General features: G+C 40.7%; 11 protein-coding genes. 10 read left to right on the top strand and 1 reads right to left on the bottom strand.

Features of this window, described 5'->3' with window-relative positions; translation table 11 throughout:
• The first annotated feature begins 56 nt into the window (after positions 1-56).
• The 6 genes from meaB (at position 57) to BUB68_RS09270 (ending at position 8,554) form a co-directional block, all read left to right on the top strand.
• Entirely contained in the window at positions 57-1,250 is a 1,194-nt protein-coding gene (meaB, locus tag BUB68_RS09295) for a methylmalonyl Co-A mutase-associated GTPase MeaB (protein ID WP_073090475.1), read from the top strand.
• Positions 1,247-1,819 carry a peptide-methionine (S)-S-oxide reductase gene (locus BUB68_RS09290; protein WP_073090472.1) on the top strand — a complete coding sequence of 191 codons (573 nt, stop codon included), beginning with the start codon at positions 1,247-1,249 and terminating at the stop codon, positions 1,817-1,819. The genes meaB and BUB68_RS09290 overlap by 4 nt, the downstream gene beginning before the upstream one ends.
• A gap of 272 nt (positions 1,820-2,091) precedes the next feature.
• Entirely contained in the window at positions 2,092-3,240 is a 1,149-nt protein-coding gene (locus BUB68_RS09285; protein ID WP_073090469.1) for a GspE/PulE family protein, read from the top strand.
• Between the two features lie 136 nt (positions 3,241-3,376).
• Positions 3,377-5,347: a methyl-accepting chemotaxis protein gene (locus BUB68_RS09280; RefSeq protein ID WP_073090466.1), complete on the top strand. Its 1,971-nt coding sequence runs from the start codon at positions 3,377-3,379 to the stop codon at positions 5,345-5,347.
• A gap of 202 nt (positions 5,348-5,549) precedes the next feature.
• Positions 5,550-6,152, top strand: a complete 603-nt coding sequence (locus BUB68_RS09275) for a class I SAM-dependent methyltransferase (RefSeq protein WP_256625853.1) — start codon at positions 5,550-5,552, stop codon at positions 6,150-6,152.
• Positions 6,119-8,554: a DEAD/DEAH box helicase family protein gene (locus BUB68_RS09270; RefSeq protein ID WP_073090460.1), complete on the top strand. Its 2,436-nt coding sequence runs from the start codon at positions 6,119-6,121 to the stop codon at positions 8,552-8,554. The genes BUB68_RS09275 and BUB68_RS09270 overlap by 34 nt, the downstream gene beginning before the upstream one ends.
• A 59-nt stretch (positions 8,555-8,613) precedes the next feature.
• Here the strand turns inward: BUB68_RS09270 and BUB68_RS09265 are convergent, their stop codons facing one another.
• Positions 8,614-8,982 (bottom strand): helix-turn-helix domain-containing protein, encoded by a 369-nt coding sequence (locus BUB68_RS09265; protein WP_073090457.1) that lies wholly within the window; start codon positions 8,980-8,982, stop codon positions 8,614-8,616.
• 156 nt (positions 8,983-9,138) lie between these two features.
• Between BUB68_RS09265 and BUB68_RS09260 the strand changes: the two genes are divergently transcribed.
• The 4 genes from BUB68_RS09260 to pglZ are packed head-to-tail and all read left to right on the top strand — an operon-like array spanning position 9,139 to position 20,870.
• Positions 9,139-11,868, top strand: coding sequence for a hypothetical protein (locus BUB68_RS09260; RefSeq protein ID WP_073090455.1), 2,730 nt, complete (start codon positions 9,139-9,141; stop codon positions 11,866-11,868).
• The gene (locus tag BUB68_RS09255) at positions 11,861-14,278 is read left to right on the top strand and encodes a phosphoadenosine phosphosulfate reductase domain-containing protein (protein WP_218587689.1); all 2,418 of its coding nucleotides are present in this window, start codon (positions 11,861-11,863) and stop codon (positions 14,276-14,278) included. Before BUB68_RS09260 ends, BUB68_RS09255 begins: the two co-directional genes overlap by 8 nt.
• Positions 14,279-14,296: 18 nt before the next feature.
• Positions 14,297-18,529, top strand: a complete 4,233-nt coding sequence (locus tag BUB68_RS09250; RefSeq protein ID WP_073090449.1) for a hypothetical protein — start codon at positions 14,297-14,299, stop codon at positions 18,527-18,529.
• A gap of 25 nt (positions 18,530-18,554) precedes the next feature.
• Entirely contained in the window at positions 18,555-20,870 is a 2,316-nt protein-coding gene (gene pglZ / locus BUB68_RS09245; protein WP_073090446.1) for a BREX-4 system phosphatase PglZ, read from the top strand.
• Position 20,871 lies beyond the last annotated feature (1 nt).

Genomic DNA, 20,871 nt, shown 5'->3' with positions numbered 1-20,871 from the left:
GGCACGAGGCTGAATTTCAGCCTCTCTCTCGGGGGAGGCTTTTTAAGGAGGCCATGATGGAACAGAAATACACAACAAGCAAGCCAAGCTGGGTGCCGGAGGAGAAAAACGATAAATTTGCCTGCTCTGTGATGGGCGGCATTGAGGGAATCAAGGACACGACCGTGGGCAATATCAATCCTGCCTTGCAAAGCGGGAAGATGAAGCCGAAAAAGCGGCTCGTCATGTCCGAAGATGACTATGTGGAAGGCGTCTTGCAAGGGGATAGGATGACGCTTTCCCGGGCCATCACCTTGATTGAAAGCAACAGTCCCCGCCATTTTGCCAAGGCTCAAAGGGTGCTGCAGCGTCTGTTGCCCCATACAGGGCGCGCCCTGCGCATCGGCATCACGGGCGTGCCCGGAGCCGGCAAGAGCACCATGATCGAGGCCTTTGGCAATATGCTCTGCGATGCGGGGCATCGGGTGGCGGTCCTGACTGTCGATCCCACAAGTTCCGTGACGAAAGGCTCCATACTGGGAGATAAGACCCGGATGGGGACCTTATCGCGGCGGCGGGAAGCCTTTATCCGGCCATCGCCTGCTGGGGGCACGCTGGGGGGCGTAGCCCGCAAGAGCCGGGAGACCATGCTGATGTGCGAAGCGGCAGGTTATGATGTCATCATCATTGAGACCGTAGGAGTGGGGCAGTCAGAAACCACCGTGCGGTCGATGGTCGATTTTTTCCTGCTCGTGGTGCTCACTGGTGCCGGGGATGAATTACAGGGAATCAAGAAGGGAATCATGGAACTGGCCGATGCCATTGTGGTGAACAAGGCCGATGGGGATAATCTCGTCAAGGCCAAGGTGTCAAGAGGGCAGTATGAGCGGATGCTGGAATACATCCGCCCGGCTACCCCTGGCTGGCCCACGCATGCCTATATGTGCTCGGCGGTGGAAAAGACCGGTCTTAAGGAACTCTGGGAGGTCATCAGGGGCTTTCGGGAGAATACCCAGAAGAGCGGAATCTGGAACAAGCGCCGGGATGGGCAGCTGTTGGATTGGATGCACAGCATGATTGATGAGCATCTGCATAATCTGTTCTTTGAAGATCCCGTGATTACGGGCAGGATGCCGGAGGTCAGAGAGGCGGTACTCGATGGTACCATTTCGCCCACCCAGGCCGTGGCAGAACTCGTGAAACTCTTTGATGTGGAGCGGGCGGCCCATCGGCAGGTGGATATCTTCCATCCCGAACAGGAAAAGGGGTGAGTGTCGTATATACGAAAAAAATCTATTTTTCCGGCGGGGATTTCCATGAACTGCAGGAAGTCTTTGTCCATGTTCCAGGGGTTATGGCGGTATGCACAGGTTATATCAATGGGGAAGGCGAGGGGAATTTTGCCGATATAGCCAGTGGCAAGTGCAAGGCTTATATGGGGGTGGAAGTAAGTTATGATCCCAAGAAGATGGATCTATCGAAACTTATGGACTTGCTTTTTGCCGTGGTGAATCCTTATGTTCCCGATGGTCAGGGGAAGGCCAGAGGGGAGATGTACCGGGCAGGTGTGTTCTACGCATCAGCTGAGGATGAACCGCAGGTGCAGCTGCATATGAACTTCATTGCGAACCGTGGCAAGGCACCAGATGCGGGAGACGCAGGACTTACGCTCAATGATCCCAACAGCAATCCCAAAAGGGCCAGAATGCTGTGTGCGATAGCGCAGCCACTGGAACATTTTCAGCCGGCAGAGGCGGAGCATCAGGATTATCTGCCTCGTCATCCTGAGACGGAAACCTATATTGATTTTGTGAAATTGCGGTCATATGTAAGATTTTGACTGCAGGGAACCATAAAAACGTTTTTATGCCACCCCTTGAGGGGGCGGTGGTCACATCGTGACCAGAGGGGGTAACTCATCTGACGAGTTGGTGAATAACTGACTGGTCAAGGGGTTACCCCTTTTGTGTCCCGTGGACGCACTTCCCTCCCAAGGGGGCAGAGTGGATGGTTTTTTCACGGCTGCTTATAAGAAAACGCCCCTATAAGCAGGAAAGTCGTTGTCATATGACGAATGAGATTTAGCATAAAATAGTAAAGGATAGCGATAAAATGCATAGTGAGGAAACTTTTTGGCGTATCCTGGTCAGGCAGTGTTTTCAGGAACAGGCCGACAGAAGACGGCCGCCGGGCGAGGGTAGTGCTGCAATGGTGCAAATGGCCAATTTTTTATTGTTGCAGGCAGCTGAGCAGGGAGCCAGCGATTTGCATATTGAGCCCTGTGAAGGAGCGTTGCGTTTTCGTTTGCGCATCGATGGTTTACTCAAGGTTTTAGCTTATCGCCTGCCGGAAGAACTGGCACCGATGCTGGTGTCAAGACTGAAGGTTATGGCGGGGATGGACATTGCCAAACATCAGCAGCCGCAGGATGGCGGTTTCGTTTTTCGGGAACAAGGGATGGATTTGGATATTCGCATGTCTGCTATGCCGGTCGCTGGAGGAGAAATGCTGGTCTTGCGGTTGATGAATCTGCAGAGTTCCTTGTTAAAGCTTGGTGAGTTAGGCTTTACCGCTGCGAATGAGGTGAAGTTCCGGGAACTGATCCATCGCCCCTCGGGGTTGATCATTGTCTGTGGCCCTATGAATTCCGGAAAAAGTACGACTTTGTATGCTGCGCTGCAAGAATTGAATCAACCAGATAAAAATTGGCTGACGCTGGAAGATCCCATTGAACGTCATATAGAAGGAATCAATCAGATTCAATTGAATCCTCAGGCCGGGCTGACTTATGCCAATGGTCTCAAAGCGATTTTGCGTCAGGATGCGCAGGGGATACTTTTAGGGGAGATCCGCGATGAAGAAACAGCCATGATGGCTGTGCGCATAGCGTTGACTGGTCATCTATTGCTGACTACGTTGCATACGGAGGATGCTGTCGCGGCTGTATTTCGCTTATTGGAAATGGGAATTCCGCCATATTTATTGGCGGCAACCCTGTCGGGGGTATTGGCACAACGGTTAGTGCGCCGTTGCGTGGATCAGGAACGTGAGCTTTATCAAGGGCGTATTGCTTTGCAGGAATTATTGGTAGTTGACCAGCAGATCCGGGAGGCGATATTGAATGGAACCAGCCGGGAGAAAATGGATGTTTTAGCCCGGCAAGGAGGAATGATCTCGATGTGGGAAGATGGAAAGGGCAAAGTATCGCAGGGGCTTACCACGCTTAGTGAAGTTGGGCGGGGATTATATGGAAACAGCTGACATGGATGAATGCAAGCATGATAAAGCAAAGAAAATTCCTATAGGAGAAGGAATTTTTTCTTTGTTTCGCGAAATTAATCCGCATGAGGTATAAGGTTATGGCGCTGGAGGATGGCGATGGAAAGAGGGGGACTTTATGAGTTTAAAACAAAAGTTTATGCTGCTGTCTGGAATCATGGGATTATTGATGGCAGTAGTAGCAATCACTGGTTATATCATGGCCAGCCGGGAACTTCGACAAAGCGTAGATAGCGAGCTGAGAACGACGGTTTCCCGGGAAGTGATGGAGCTGGATGGCTGGCTGCGGGAAAAACGTGCTTTTGGTGTAGCTACGACCAACTATATGACTAGTTTGAATGGTGACTTTGACACCATGCATAATAAGGCAACATTAGGAACCACGATTTCGGATAAAGAAATCCTGGAAATGACTGGTGGTACTGAAGATGGCTGGTGGATGGGGTTTTATACAGGAGACAAGACTGGCAAACGCGATCCTCGTCAACGTCCTTGGTATAAAGAAGCTAAGGCTCAGGACAAAGTGTTGTTCACGGATGCTTATGTGGCTGCAAGCACGGGGAAACTGGTTGTATCAGTGGCTGCTCCCGTCAAGGCTGATGGTAAATTCGTAGGTGCTACTTGCGTGGATATCGCCTTGGATGCCATAACAGATCAGGTAAATAAGATGAAGTACCACGGCGAAGGTGCCGGTATTGTCATGGAAAAAAATGGCAACATCCTGGCTACATCTGGTGCCGGGGAACAGATGAAAAATTTTAAAGATATTGAAGGATGGGGAAACCATTTTGAAGAAATGGTCAAAAATGGTGAAGGTTATTTTGAAACCACTATTAACGGCGAAGATCAGATCTTTGCTTACCAGACGGTGCCTTCCACAGGCTGGCTGGTGGGGATTTCTGTGTCCAGTTCCTTTGTATTTGCCGCATTATGGAATTTGAAACTTATTTTCATTGCCCTTATCTTAGGTGGCCTGCTGTTGTCTGCTTTCGTTTGCCGTACTTTTGCCGGGCAGATCACAGGGCCGGTGATGAAGCTGGAAGGTCATGCAGTTGAGATGGCCAATGGCAATTTGAAATTGGAACAGCTGCCAGTGGAATCCGCAGATGAAATTGGTGCGCTTACGAAAGCGTTCAATACCATGAGCAAGAATCTGCGTGAGCTCATCAATAAAATGGCAACGACCAGTGAACAGGTCGCAGCTGCTTCTGAGGAGCTGACGGCCAATGCCCATCAATCGGCAGATGCAGCAGTGCATGTGGCAGAAACCGTGGGTGAGGTTTCGGTGAGCATGGAGGCCCAGTTAGGCGATATTGATGGTGCCAAGAAGAACGTGGATGATGTATATGGCGACGTAACAGCGATGGCCCAAAAAGCACAGACCGTCACCGATACCTCTAATCGTACGGCTGAGGCGGCGCAAAAAGGTTCTCAGCTCATGGAAAATGCCGTGAGACGTATGGGCAATATCGAGCAGAGCGTGATGGCTTCCGCAGAAGTTGTGCAGAAACTGGGAGAGAACAGTACCCAGATTGGTCAGATCGTAGAGGCGATCTCATCTATCGCCGAGCAAACGAACCTGTTGTCGCTCAATGCAGCAATCGAGGCTGCCCGGGCTGGTGAACACGGCCGAGGATTTGCCGTGGTAGCCGAAGAAGTACGCAAGCTGGCTTCTGAATCCCAGGATTCAGCGGAACAGATCAAACAGCGTATTTCCTCAATCCAACAGGATACTTATGAAGCTGTAAAGGCCATGCAGGCTGGTACGGATGAAGTGAAATCCGGTACTGCAGCCATCCGTGAAGTAGGTGAACAATTTGAAGGTATCCTCAATATGGTCAATGGTATCAAACAGCAGATGGATGAAATCAACTCGTCTGTGAACATGGTATCAGAAGGTGCAAGCAATATCGTCGCAGCAGTGGATTCCATTGACCGCATAAGCCGGAAAACATCGGAGCATACACATACAATTTCCGCAGCTACGCAGGAACAATCGGCATCGAACGAAGAGATTGCCGCAGCATCGCAGGCATTGGCCAATATGGCTTCGGATATGCAGACAGCCATAGGACAGTTCAAGTTGTAAAAGTTTACGTTTGCATTAAGAATGCAAACAAAAGACGATTATCATTGTGTCTGACATATCAAAAGGTGGTGAAGTTATCATTAACTTCACTGCCTTTTTTATTCGGGTTACGGCTATTTAACGCGTGATTTTATGACGGTAACGATAAATGAGAGAAGTTAGTGGCTATAATGGGGTAAAATGGTGTTAGGAGATGATGGGAATGGCATGGGAGCAAGAGACAACACTTGCCTATTACAATGATAATGCGCGTCAATTTGCAGATAATACACGAGATGTGGATTTTCATAATATGCAGCAACAGTTCCTGGAAAGGATAGCGGTGTCCGGGCATATACTGGATTTTGGCTGTGGTTCAGGGCGGGATAGCCATTACTTTTTATCCCAGGGATATAAAGTTACGGCTTTGGATGGTGCAGATGAGCTGGCAACTCTGGCGGAAAAATATATAGGGCAGAAGGTTATAAGGCAATTTTTTACAGATTTTGCAGAAGTAGATGCCTATGATGGTGTTTGGGCTTGTGCTTCATTGCTGCATTTGCCGGAAACGGATTTGCGTAAGGTTTTGCATAACTTGGCAATGAGTCTGCATAGCGGTGGTATTCTCTATGCATCGTTCAAATACGGCGATTTTTCCGGTATGCGCCATGGCCGGTATTTTACGGATATGACAGAGACGCACTGGCAGTACATAACGAAAGATATTGCCCTGTGGAAAAATCTGAGCCTGTGGATAACTGGAGATGTGAGGGAAGGGCGGTCAGCTGAGCTATGGTTGAACATACTGTGTCAAAGAATGCCATAACTGCTGAAGGGGAATGTTTTCCTGTATTTACGGGAGAGTATGGCCGGGAATTATTGCCAGCCTTGGAGCGGTTCATGGCTAAGGCCAAGCGTATTGACATCATGGTGGCCTATGTCAGGGAATCCGGTGTGCGCTTGCTTTTGCCGGCGCTGATGGCTGCCGTCCGGCGTGGGGCAGTGATCACCTTGCTGACAGGCAGGAACTTCAACCTCACCGAACCTCAGGCCCTGTATCTGTTCCGCTACTATCTGGGGGATGCCGGAATCATGAAATTCTATCAGGATACAGGCAGAAGTTTTCATCCCAAAGCGTACTTTGTCCATTTTGACACCTATAGTTATCTGTTTGTGGGTTCGTCAAATCTGTCCGCCAGTGCTCTGGGCGGGGCCGTAGAATGGAACTATTGCTTGGATAGCCGGGAAAATGAACGGGAATATATGGCGTTCTACCAGACGTTTCAGGATATCTGTCAAAATCATTCCCTTTTGGCAGATGATGAAGTATTGCAGCAGTATGCTAGGAATTGGCGAAAGCCGGGAAATATTTCCTTTGATGATTGGTTAAAGGAGCGGCAGGATACTTTTCGGCCGAGAGGTGCGCAAATCGAAGCGCTCTATTATCTGTCACAGACCAGGGCGGAAGGTGCCGAAAAGGCCCTCGTCCATGCCGCTACAGGTATAGGTAAGACATATTTAGCAGCCTTTGATTCCCAATCCTTTGCCACGGTGCTGTTTATCGCTCATCAGGAGGAAATTTTGCGCCAAGCGGCGGAAGCCTTTCGGAATGTGCGAAATTTGGAGGATTACGGCTTTTTTACGGGCAAGCAGAAGCAGACAGGTAAGGCCGTTATTTTTGCGTCCGTGGAAACTTTAGGTCAGGTCAAATATTTGAACGATGATTATTTTGCAATGGATCAGTTCGATTACATTGTGGTGGATGAATTCCATCATGCGGTCAGCAATAAATACCGAAATATTTTGGCCTATTTCCGACCGCGTTTTTTGCTGGGGCTGACTGCCACTACGGAACGCTTGGACGGGCGTAATATATATGCATTATGCGATTACAATGTGGCCTATGAGCTGCCGCTGTTCACGGCAATCAATCGGGGAATGCTCGTGCCGTTCCGTTACTATGGAATCTATGACGATACGGACTATCGGCCATATCGTCCGGTGGCAGGGACTTATGCAGCCCATGACCTTAATTGCCTTTATTTAGACAATATTCGACGCATGAAGCAGATTGTCAGCCACTATCGGAAATACAAATCCCAGCGTGCTCTGGGATTTTGTGCGACCAGGGAACATGCTGAAGCTATGGCAGAGTTTTTTATCAAGCAGGGAATCCAAGCCGTGGCGGTATATAGCAATGCACAGGGAGCTTTTACAGATGACAGGAAATCTGCGGTGGAACAGCTTATTCGCGGTGATCTAAAGGTGATCTTTGCGGTGGATATGTTTAACGAAGGCATAGATATTCCTGCTTTGGACATGGTAATGTTTTTGCGTCCCACGGAGTCACCCATTGTGTTTATGCAGCAGCTGGGGAGAGGTTTGCGTCTGTATCCTGGAAAGTCACACCTTACGGTGCTGGACTTTATCGGCAATTACCGCAACGCCGGCATGGTAAAAGGGCTGCTTTCCAGAGAAGGGCAGGCTGTTTATGGGGAAGGCGAGCCAGCAGAAAATGAATATCCGGATAATTGCTGGGTGGATTTTGACTTGCAGCTGATCGATCTCTTTCGCGAAGCGGATAAAAACAGGCAGAGTCTGCGGGAGGTTATCAAGGATGAGTTTTATCGGATCAAGTCGTTGCTAGGGAAGAGGCCGTCCCGTATGGAACTTTTTGAAAATATGACCGCAAGCGTCTATGAATTATGCCTCAAACATGCAAAGGAAAATCCGTTCAAGCATTATCTGGCCTATTTGGTGGAGCTGGGGGAAGCAACGCCAACAGAACAAGAGCTGGTAGGGACAATTGCAGAAGATTTTCTGCAGGAGATAGCTGCTACGCAAATGACCAAAGTTTACAAAATGCCTGTATTGTTGGCTATGCAGGAGAAAAACAGCCTGAAAGCAGAACTGACCTATGAGGATGTACTGGCAGCATGGAAAAAATTCTTTATCAAGGACAGGAACTGGCAGGATTTGCCCCATGTGCACAGCAAACAGGAATTTCAGGAACTTACAGATAAATGGCATTTGGATAAGATTCGGAAGATGCCTTTACGTTTTTTGCAAAGTGATTTTATCCAGACAGGGGGAATCATGGCAATACATGTCTGTGAAAATCTAAAACCATATCTAAGGAATGAGGCAGTCGCAGCCCATTTTCGGGATATTGTGAACTATCGGGCAATGGATTATTACAGGCGTCGCTATATGGGAAAAATAAAATAAGGCAAAGGCTCCGAGCAAGCTGATACAGCAGCAGGCTCGGAGCCTTATTTATATGAAGGTCATTCTTTTTTGGACAGAGCCACAATGGCATCGATGATGTCCTTGGACTTCTCATCCAAGTGGGGATATTCTGCGATAAGGGAATCTAGGCGGCTGTCCTTCTTTTGTTCCTGAACCTTGTCGTAGGAAGAAGTATTGTCTGTTCCCAGCACAGGGGAGGTGGTAGTGTAGGTGTTAGGAACAAAGAATGAGATGCTGGTGGATAACGCATTGGCTAGATGCTGCAAGTCTTCGGCGGCAATGCCGGTGGTGTAGCCCCGCTCCCAATTGGAGATTACCTGCGAAGACTTATGAACACGCCGCCCCAGCTCCGTCTGTGTCATCCCTAATTCCTTGCGCCGTTCTTTGATTTTGTCACCGATGGACATAATGTTTATCACCTCTAATAACTATTATACAGAATATCTCACACTATAAGTTGAAACTAACGAGCAAATTTAGTTTGAATAAAAACTAGCGATATCCGTTAGTTAGTAGTATAATAAAAAGAAGTATAAAATTTTTGCCAGCAAGGGATGATTGCTATGCGCGTACCTTTTGACAAATACGAAAGAGTAATCCTAATCGATACATATATGAAAATAAAAGATTGGCCAAAAACTGAATGGATGGCAGAGATTGAGAAGCTCTCAGACTTGTATAGGCGTTATGCAGTGATGCGCGGTATGGAGATTAATGATACGTATCGCAATGTAGCAGGAATTACCATGCAGCTTTATGATTGTGATTACATTGTCACCGGTGGGAAGCAAGGATTGAGTGGTGGAGCGAGATGGATGGAATCATTTATCGAACTGTACAGAAATGATCCAGAAGCTTTTCAATATGTGCTATTAGAGGCCAAATCGCATGTGGGGATGCAGGAAAAAGTTGATGTAGCAAATGATATTACAGTGGCTCAGTCTATGGGAACAAGCGATAAAGATGAGAGGAAAAGCGATGTTTTAGAAGAGAAGACGAGAATGGATAGTATTATCAAGGATATGCAGGGCTGGGATGAGATTGAAACTGCACATTTACTGGATGTATATTATGCTATCAAAGATATAGATTCATCTGTATGGGATGAAATTATGCGTCAAGAATGTGCAGTATTGAAAAAATATCACATGGGAAAATATAGCGATGAAGCAGAATCACTTTTTACAATTTCAGAATTGGCCATGAAAATGTATGCGTTTAAGTTATTGGAAGCAGGACAAGGTGTTGAAGGTGAAGACTATTCTTCACAGGATAAAAAATTATTCTTAATGCGGCAAAAATATAAAAGAGAAAAATCTTCCAGTAATGAAAAAAAGGAGTTATCGTTTACACCTATGGAAAGAAAATGGGATGAATATGAGACAGCGCGGTTGATATATGAATGTGTGAACTTAAAAGGACGCTCAATTGTAGAGGTGATCCAAGAATTTTACGAGCATTTACGAAAATATGTGCAGTTGCATGATTATGTAATGGATACATCGCGCGGAAAAGGCGCGATTAATCGTCATGCCTTAGAAATAGATTATCTATTAACAGATGGACGGAGAGGCAGAAAAGGTGGAACTCAATTAGATAAAAACATTGTAAGGATGTATAGATTCCGAAATGCAGAGTTTCAAATTTTACTAACAGAAGCTAATAAGAGACTGGGGTATAAAAATGATGATGACCTAACGAATGATTTTTATATTTCATGGTATGTGAAAAACGAAAATAGTGAAGTTGAAACAATTATTAATCCAGAAAAGAATATAGAGGAACATAAAGAGCTTGTTAAGGATGATTATAATATATATGAGACGGAAGAAATAACAGAAAAAACAGATAATGATAATTTTGATGTGGATGTTGATGAGAACAATCCATATCAAGAAATAATGGAAAGAGAATACCCTAATGGGATAAAGTTAAATAGTAGACTGGATTTTAATAGATTTGCGAATCTCTTTGAACAAGAATATGGAAGAAAAATTGAAAAACTCGTGTTTGAAGAGAATATTAAGAAGATTACTTATGAAGATAATGGTAGAAGAAAGTTAAAAAATAATCAAAAACAAAAAGAGTTATTGAAGAAAATATTGGAGGATTTTGATGATATATACGAAAATGGCTTTTCGTGTATATATTTGAGTTGTGTATTTCCGCACTATAAACATGAGATAGAACAGCAGATGAACATCTACAGTGAAGATGTATTTTGGCCTGTACTACGCCGGGGCATGCACGGGTATAGTGTGAATGGTTTTGGCCATATTACGAAAGATGGCTGTACAGTAGAGATAGATGAGAATATACGTGATTATATACGTGATGTACAACGTGAAATCACTTATGATGAATTAGAAAAAGAACTATGGTTTATCCCTTTGGAAAAAATCAAACAGGTGGTTAGAACAACATCATCTATTATAAACACAGCATCTAACACCTATATGGCAATAGAAACCTTTCCTGTAACAAATGAGGAGTTAAAAGAAATTAGAAGAGTTATAGGTGAGGCTATAGCAGATGCACCAGCTCGTCAACTGCAAGCGGATGAATGTAGAAGAAGAATTAATATCGAATGCAAATCTGTAGAAATTAATACAGAAAAGTTTTCTAATGGCTGTTTTCAAAAAGCATTGGGATATTTACTAAAAGATGATTTTAATTTTACGGCAAAATTCATTACACCAAAAGAAATCTATGTGGATACAGCAAAAATGTATCGTGAGTTTTGTGCCGAACGTGACACATTTACAATGGATGAATTAAAAGAGTTTTCCAAGGAAATTGATACACCAATTCGTCATGATATAATACATGATAGCATGGTAAGAATAGATGGAGATACATTTGTCAAGGACTCAATGATTACATTTGATGCTAAGAAGATAGATTCGTTCATAGAAGAAAATATATGTACTGGAAAGTATATGTCGCTAAAATTGATAAGCTCAGTGATTAGTAACTTTCCTAGCGTTGAAAACTATCGATGGACTGGATATTTGTTAGAGAGTTATATATATAGCTTCAGCGAAAAATTTCAGCTGATGAATAGTTCGTTTTCAGAAAATGATTTTAATGGTGTTATGGTGCGTCATGATGCAGGAAGTATTGAATATGATGATTTAATTTTTGATGTACTGCTTCATAAAGAATGTGAAACAACAGATGAAGCATTGAAAGAGCTTAAAGAAGACGGTTATATAACAAGAGCTGCATATAAAGGGATAGATGTTATCCTCGAAAAAGCAAAAATAAAACGTAAAGAACTCAAGGGTGAATGAATTGTATAAATATGTGTGGGATAAAGAAACTGGTGGCGTTGTATTACTCCCAGAGCAAGAAAAAATGAGTATGGAGGCAAGACCTGTTTATTATAGGGAATTAGATTTACTTGGTTTTGATAAGTTTTTTGATTATCCTAGAGATGAAACATATCCAATAATGTGGGCGGAAAATAACAATTATTATTATAAGGGCGAAAAGATTGCAAAAACACAAGGTGGATCGCTATTTACACAACCAGAATTGATAGTGCTAAATAAATCTGATCAAGTACAGCGTAAACTGGAGTTAGTTGATGTTCCTGCAATGCTTAGTAAAAATGCAGGTTTGTTAGAAAATCTAACACAGGAAACTATTAAGAAAGTTTTTAATTACTATAAAAAGTATAAGAGGAAAGTAGACGTCTTTTATGTCGCTTTTAGTGGAGGAAAAGATAGTATAGTTGCTGCAGATATAGTTGCCAAAGCATTACCCAGTGATAGCTTTTTTATTTTATTTGGTGATACTCAAATGGAGTTCTCAGATACATATACTCTAGTAAATTATATGGAAAGAGAATACGAACGTAAAGGTGTTAGATTTTACAGGGCAAAATCTACATTATCTCCTGACGAGAGTTGGCGGTGCTTTGGACCACCATCAACTGCAATTAGATGGTGCTGTAGTGTTCATAAAACATCTCCACAAATAAATTTAATAAGGAAAATAATAAAAAAAGATTCTTTTACAGGTATGGCTTTTACAGGCGTCCGTGCTGAAGAGAGTTTGAAGCGAAGTATGTATGATGATTTAAGTGAAGGAAAGAAACATCAAGGTCAGTACAGTTGTCATACAATTTTGGATTGGAACTCAATAGAAGTATACTTATACATATATGCAAATTCTCTTCCACTGAATAATGCATATAAAAAAGGAAGCTCACGTGCAGGATGTTTGGTATGTCCTAATTCTACGGGAAAACATGAGTATATTAAGCGAATGGTATATAAAGATGAAGTAGATAAATTCCTAGAAATAATAAGAGAAACGAGTGGGAAAAAATATGATGCTAACGAAATGCGGCAATTTATAGATAATGGATATTGGAGAACTAGAAAAAGTGGGCGAGAATTAAAGGTAGGTAAAGATAAATTCGAAATACAGGATGATAACGGTTCATTATTAATAAAAGCATATCTACCAGAGTTGAATTGGATGGAATGGGCAAAAACACTCGGAGCTATAAATAAAATATCGTCTGATCAATATAAAGTGTCGTTTAAAAGTAATGAATTCGCAGTGATGGTTAATCAGCTGCCTAAAACTACCTTGTTTAAATTGCCTATGAAGGATAATACAAAAGATTTTATAAAGTTTAAGTCTTTATTTAGAAGTGTAATAATAAAAAGTATCTATTGTAGGCGATGCGGTATATGCGAAGCTGAATGTAAATTGCACTGTATTGATATGAGCGGTAGTGTTAAGATAAGTGAGTTATGCGTACATTGCTTTAAGTGTCATGATATAAGAGACCATTGCATGTTGTATAGTTCAGTAAAGAACAAAAACGTGGAGGGAAAGAGTATGAGTGGATTGGATAGGTACTTTACTTTTGGGACTCGAGAAGAATGGGTAGATACATTTTTGAATTATGAAGGTGGTAAGGATTTTTGGTTATCTGATGGTGATGGAATTATTCAAAATAAGAAGAAGGATGCATTTGTTCATTTCTTAAGAGATGCTGAGATGGTGGAATACAAGAGGAATATAGATGGAGATAAATATACAAGAAATATTCCGACGGAATTTACAGAGAAAATTATACGTGTGAAAAATGATGCAAATATTTTATGGGGGCTGATTTTAGCTAATATAGTATATACACCAACTTTTAGATGGGTAATTGAAAGATTAGATCTAAATCGTGCATATACACCCGATGAAATAAAAGATATGCTAGCAGTAGATATGGAAAATGATACAAAAGGTTTGGGGAGACGAAATGTTGCAGATGCTTTGAAAATAATGTTTGTCAAAACACCATTGGGGACATCGCAAGTATTAGGGATGGTAGATGCAGATGTAAGAATTACTGCTTCTGGCAACGAGATGATAAAATTAAAATCCTTTGCTAGAACGTCATGGCCTAACCCCAATGACATAGTTATATTGTACTCTTTGTATAAATTTGCTGAAGCATGTGATGGTATGTATCAATTCTCATTGGAAACGCTGTTAGATGATAGTATCGAGCGTGAAGGTATCAGTCCTACAAGAATATTTGGACTTGATCGTGAGACGATGGTTCCTATATTGAACGGACTTAGTGCTAATTATCCAGCATTTATTTCAGCTACGTTTACATTGAATTTGGATCAAATTACTTTGCGAAGCGAGCATAAATCTCAAGATGTATTGGAACTGTTATAATAAGGGGAAAAGAGAGTAATGGGAGAGAATACAACATATAAAAATTATTTTTCTATAGATGAAAAATTTTATCCGGCAATAACCGCAAAGCTTATCCAAGAAGGAAAAGTATCATGGAAACAGTATTATCCGCATGAAAGTTTTGTAAATTTATTGGAAAAAACACATACAGTTTTATCGGGGAAGCAAAATCTATCCCTTTGGGTAGAAGGTGCTTATGGTACTGGTAAATCACATGCAGCATTGACGGTAAAATCTCTGCTGGAAGCATCTGATGATGAAGTGGAAGCATATTTTAATGAATATGGCCTAAAAAAAGAGTTGTGTGATAAAATTATTGCCGATAAAAATAATGGCAATATGATTACCATACATCGCGTTGGATCATCATCGATTCATTCGGATAATGACCTTATTATTTCTATACAGGAAAGTATACTTGCTGCATTAGAAAAACATAATATAAAAAATCATGGTGAGTCATCTTTGCGTATGGCAGCTTTGAATTGGCTGGAAGCAAAAGAAGCAAATAAAACATATTTTGCTAGCCTTATAAGTGATGAAAAATATGCATGGAAATTTCCGGATAAAAACATCGATCATATTATAGCAGACTTGAAAGAGAATAATCCAAGTAAAGTAATGGAGCTTATGCGCAATCTCTTAGAGGTAGCACGAGATAATGATATTATGGCTATGCGTCTGTCAGCTGAGGATATGGCTGAATGGATTCGTACTATTATTCGAGAAAATCATTTAAGTGCGATACTCTTTATTTGGGATGAATTCACGGAGTATTTCCATAATAACCGTAATGCATTGACGGGATTCCAAACATTAGTACAGGTTAGTCAAGATTCTAACTTCTTCTTTATGATTGTTTCTCATGAATCAACATCTTTATTTGCAAGTTCTGAGGATGCAAAGAAAATACTGGGACGTTTTGTGCCGCCGATTAAAATTGAATTGCCAGAAAATATGGCTTTTCGTTTGATGGCGCAAGCCATGAAAAAAAATAATGATCCCATTATGGAAGAAGAATGGCAGGACTATGCCAATGATTTGAATGATCAATTGATTTCTGTACGGCAAGTCATTGTTGATGATGCTAAAAAGCATAGTATGGGGAGTAAAACATTTCTGAAGGATGAAGATTTGTGTAAAATTGTTCCTATTCATCCTTATGCTGCACTGTTATTAAAACACATATCTGTAGTATTTGCTTCGAACCAGAGAAGTATGTTTGACTTTATCCTTAGCAATGATATGGATGCAAAGAGTTTTAAGTGGTTCATTGATAATGTCGGCCCGCTTTCAAATCATAACTTGCTTACTGTAGATATGTTATGGGAATTTTTCTGTGTTCAGGGTAGAAGTGGATTAACGGATACTGTTCGAACAATATTGGGTTCTTATAATATTGTAGATAATGAACGATTTAACGATGATGAAAAGCGCGTGTTTAAGGTAATTTTACTTTTACAAGCTATATCCCAGCGAGTAGGTAATGTCGAATTACTTAAACCTAATGATCAAAATATTGATTTGGCATTTTCAGGGGTGTCTGGATGGCCGGAATATAAAGGTCATTATATTGCTGATGCACTTGAGAAAAAACAGGTGTTATTCAAGCGGCCGGCGGGGAATCGTGTAGAATATGTTGTTGCACTTAGTCAGAATGATAACAATGAAATAGAAAAGCTTCAAGAAGATATACGCAAGGAAAAGAAAACTAAAAACTTAGTGCTTGATGCAACATTAACAACGGCCCTAAAGATACCGAAATCATTAGAGATGCGATTGGAAGTGTTTACGGCAACTGTTGATGATTTTACTAATACATTAAATAGTATAATTAGGAAAGATTGGGCGTACACATTCCCTGTGATATTGACTTTTGCTAAAAGTGAGTCGGAAGCAACTCGTATTCGTGATTTAATTGAACAGAATATGAAGAAGGACGAGTGTCGTGATATTACATTTGTCGATGCATCTGCCAATATTATGGGGGAAGAAAATTTTAATGATTATGTTACTTCATCCGCATATGCGAAGTATTATTTAAAGAAAGATGCAAAACAAGCTCAAGGATATACTAAGCAGGCAGCCGATAAGCTGGATGAATGGAAATCCTGTGTAGAGAATGGTTCCTTTACTTTATACAATAAAGATAATATTAGCGGTTTCCGTTGTGCTAATAAGAATGCACTAATAGAAGAACTGAAGTCGATGAACTTGCGTGTGTATCCTTATGCGCTGGAACAAAACGAAGTTGTTGACAACATGTTTACCAAAGGACCGTTAGCAATGGGCGCCGAATGCGGTATAAATCAAGAATTGAAGGGTACATTTAATTCTAACAATAAGAGATTTAGCTTGGAAAATGTTGTTAATGGCGCTTGGCATGTTGACAAATATTGGGAAGATCCAATGAAGCAAACTCTTCCGTTAGTGAAAGCAAAATTAGCAATAGAGGATATGATTGAGAAAAAATTTAAGGAAGATGGAAGAATCAGTATCCTTTATATGTTCGACGAAATGCGTAAGCCTAAGTTTGGTTATATGCCGTGTAATATAACGGCATTTGTTCTTGGCTTCCTGTTGAAGGAATATACACAAGGCGATTATTTTTGGAGTAATGGATCTACCAGTACTCCTATGACGGCGGACAAAATGAAAAACATGATTGCCAATGGCATCAATCAGTCTGTAATTGAAAATAAGAAATATAAGGAAGAGTTCTTGGTTGCTATGAGTGCTGAACAAAGTGCATTCTTAAAAGCAACGGCAAAAATCTTTGGAATCGATCCGGAGTGCTGTGGTTCTATAGAACAAGCAAGAGATCGTGTACGTCTTGAATTACGTAAACTACCTTTCCCCTTGTGGTGCGTAAAGTATGTTTTGGATAAGCAGGAAAAACTGGTTACTGAGCGTGCGGAAATTGAAAAAGCGATAGACTTGTATTGTGGCTTGGCTAATAATGGCAATATGGGCGGAGTAGATGAGAGCGCAATTGCCAATGATTTGGGAAGAAAATTCTTAGATTATAGTGTTTTGGCTGATGACTTAGCTTCTGTAATTAGCCCAGATGCGTGCCAAAATGGCATGTTGGCGTTTATAGCGCAATATCGAGATGGAGAACTAACTAACCTAGCGAATGAAGTAGGAGACGATGGCAGATATATCGAAAAGGTAAGAAAAAGATTCAATGCAGATGCTGCCACTTGGGTGTGGGATGTTAATACAGCAAAAGAAAAAATTGACCGTGTAATCATTGAATACAATATTATACGTGAAAGCAATCTTAGCCTTCCACAAAGTTCCAAACTGGGAGAAACGGTTACTCAATGGAATGCCCGTACGCATAAGATGCATATTTCATCTGAGGCAATTGTTGAGATGAGAGGCGAATTGAAACCGTTTATTGAGATGCTCTATAAGATGAAAAAGACTGGGACTTTATTAGAGCAGGATAAAGATGATTTTTATGAAACCTTAACAACATCTCGTAAATTGTTTGATGAGGTTTATGATAAGCAGTTTGAGTACTTTAAAGAGATTGCCAAGGTTCCTTTGCAGAAACTATCTGATGAAGATGCCAAACAGATTTATGCACTGTTAGTAGATGGTTTGTTTACATATTCAAAAGCAGAATACTATAGCTATGTAGAAGGAAAAATTAAGGAATATTTAGCATCTCAAGCTAAAATGAAGATGCGTAAACTTTGGGAGGAAAAAACTGGCACTAAGAATCCTAGAGAATGGTCAAATAAATATCAAACGCCGATTCTATGCATGTTTAACGATGAAGATCGTCAAAGAATAAGGCCATATTTAAATATCCTTAATAATGATTCGCCTAAGGATGAAGATGTTAAGCGTACAATTGATTTCTTAACAGATGATGCAAGTAGTAATATTTTTGAACGTTTAGCAAGTGAACAGGAACGAGATAAGTGTTTCCTGGATGGTGTTGTGGAGGATTATGCTGTTATTTTAGGTAACGTAAATGACATTCGTGCATATCTAAAATCTAACGCTAAGACTTCACCTTATAATTGGTTCGAAGATAAAAGTGTAAAACATTTACTGGAAAATCATGCAGGTGATATATACAGAGACGAAGGTTTTATGGAAGCTTTAAAAGTTGTTGATGAATTGGAACTTAATGATTTGCGCTATTATCTGCGTGAGCTTATAACGGATAATCTAAATGTTGGTATTGAAATATTGAAAAATAAGGAAAAATAAGGAAAAATAATTAGGAGATGATGTAATGCGAAGTCTGGATGTAGCTGAATGCATAAATGAAGTCGCATCATATTGTAACAATGTGTCAACGGGGTTCCCTTTGATTGTTGATACAGAGGATTATGATTTATTCCATGAGTTGATATCTAGACTTCGCATTGATGTTGCAAAGAAGTTTATTTATGTTTCAAATTATTGTAAGGATGGTTCTATACCAGATGTTGAACGTGCGTATAATAATGCGTTTTCAGATGGCGTTCATGTTTTAGTGGGTTTATCCCAAGCTTGCATGTTGCATAGTCAGATTTTTTTAGAGGAATATTTGGATAGAGCAGTAAATGAAACATGTCGTGAACATACTGTTATATTGTTGATGCATTGCCGTGATTATCTGCACCAAAAATGCAAACAAGATATTCGATTAAAGCGAAGAATTATATTTTTAGGAAACAGTTGCAATCCTTTACCACAAATCATTATTGAACGTAATGCAAATTACGCAAAAGGTAAGCTTTATGATGGCGTTGGGGAATTATTGTCAGCATTGGAACAGATGACAAATGAATCCATCAAAGATAGTTTAACGATGTCTATGGTAACTACATATTCGGCTGCATTGTTTCGACGAGCCGTATATAGTGTGAATCAAGGTCCTGGTAGCTTTGATATTATTTGCAAAAAATTTCCTGCTTTTAGTAGCTGTGTTGTGGAAGAAAATGGAACTGAGCTTCAATGGCAATGGTTGAAGTGTAAGTTAGAAGAAAATAATTTTGGGAAAATTGTTGCAGAAGAATTTAAGGTTTTAGATTTAGAGATTTGTATAGGTGACGTATTACAATCTAATGATGAGTATACTTTGTGGCTTTATTGGTTGGCAATTAAAGTTATGGGAACAGATAATTCCTATCTTAACATAGCTGCAAGTGATATAAAGAATCAGTTGGATTTAGAGAGATCGTTATATTTTTCGATACTAAGTATAGATGTGGATGATAGCAATTTTAGACAATACTATGAGGAACGAAAAAAACTTCTAGAAAAGATAAAAGACAATCCAAAATTGTCATCACAATTTTGCAATGAGGTTGGGCAAAAAGGGCGCAAAGCTATTTTCTATTTGACAAATCGTACCCATGATGAGCAAATTTGTTCTATGAAATGGCTTAGCTATTATGAGTATAGCCGTAAAGAATTTAACTATATTTTGGAGACGAATCTTCCACAAGTTAATCTTTATATGGATACATATGTATTCAATGAAGGGATTATCCAAATAGATGATGCTGGATTAGCAGGAATGTTGACGGATTATTTCTCTGAATATAAGAAACAGAAAATATCAAATAAGATAACAGATGATTTTTTGCTAGAAGTGAATGATATCGCAGAAAAACGTCCTTATAATCGTATATTAACGAGATTGGCGACGTTGAAAAATCTTCAATGTCGTGATGCAATGCCTTATTTTGTTGATGCGCTAGGGGTGGAGTATCTTTCTTATATAAAAAATAAGTGTAAAGAGTACGGTTTGATTGCCGAAATACGTGTTGCACATTGTGATTTACCATCTATAACTAGCTTGAATAAAGATTTTGATGATTTCTTTCAAAATACATGTAGAGTTACTAAAGATTTAGATGAAATAAAGCATGGTGTAAACTATTATGATTATGAAAAAGTAAAACAACCGATTCACTTATTAGATGAATTGGCTGTTATAGATGAAGTGCTTAAGGATATTCGAGTAAAGTTATCTCAAGGAGTTATCAAACGTGCAGTGGTTTTTTCAGATCATGGCGCCAGCAGATTGGCTGTTATAAACGAAACAGAGAATGCTACGATTGAATTAGAAGAAAAAGGCAGACATAGTGGTAGATGTTGTCCAGCGGATAGTGATCCACAAATACCTTTTGCAACTTACGAAAATGGATATGCCGTTTTGGCTAATTATGAACGTTTTAAGGGTGGCCATAAAGCTGAAGTGGAAGTCCATGGTGGCGCTTCACTGGAGGAGGTGTTAGTTCCAATAATTGCTATAACAACTAAACCTAATAGATTGACTTATGTGTTTGAAAATGATGTTATTGAACATAAACATAATGAGAAGACAAAAATCATTCTTTTCTGCAATATGCCCATGCATAAGCCGCAGTTACGTATAAAAAATAAATTCTATGTGGGTAGATTGACTGTGGATAATAAACATGCTGAATTCGATTTGGATGATATAAAACGTAAAAATAGATATACAGCTGAGATATATGAAGATAATAAGGCTACTGGTATAGAATTGGAATTTGAGATTAAAAAGAAAACTCATGAAGTAGATCTTGGATTTTGAG

It is taken from the genome of Pseudoselenomonas ruminantium, from assembly GCF_900142515.1.
Lineage (GTDB): Bacteria > Bacillota > Negativicutes > Selenomonadales > Selenomonadaceae > Selenomonas_A > Selenomonas_A ruminantium_D.
This window is presented reverse-complemented; position numbering and strand designations above follow the sequence as displayed.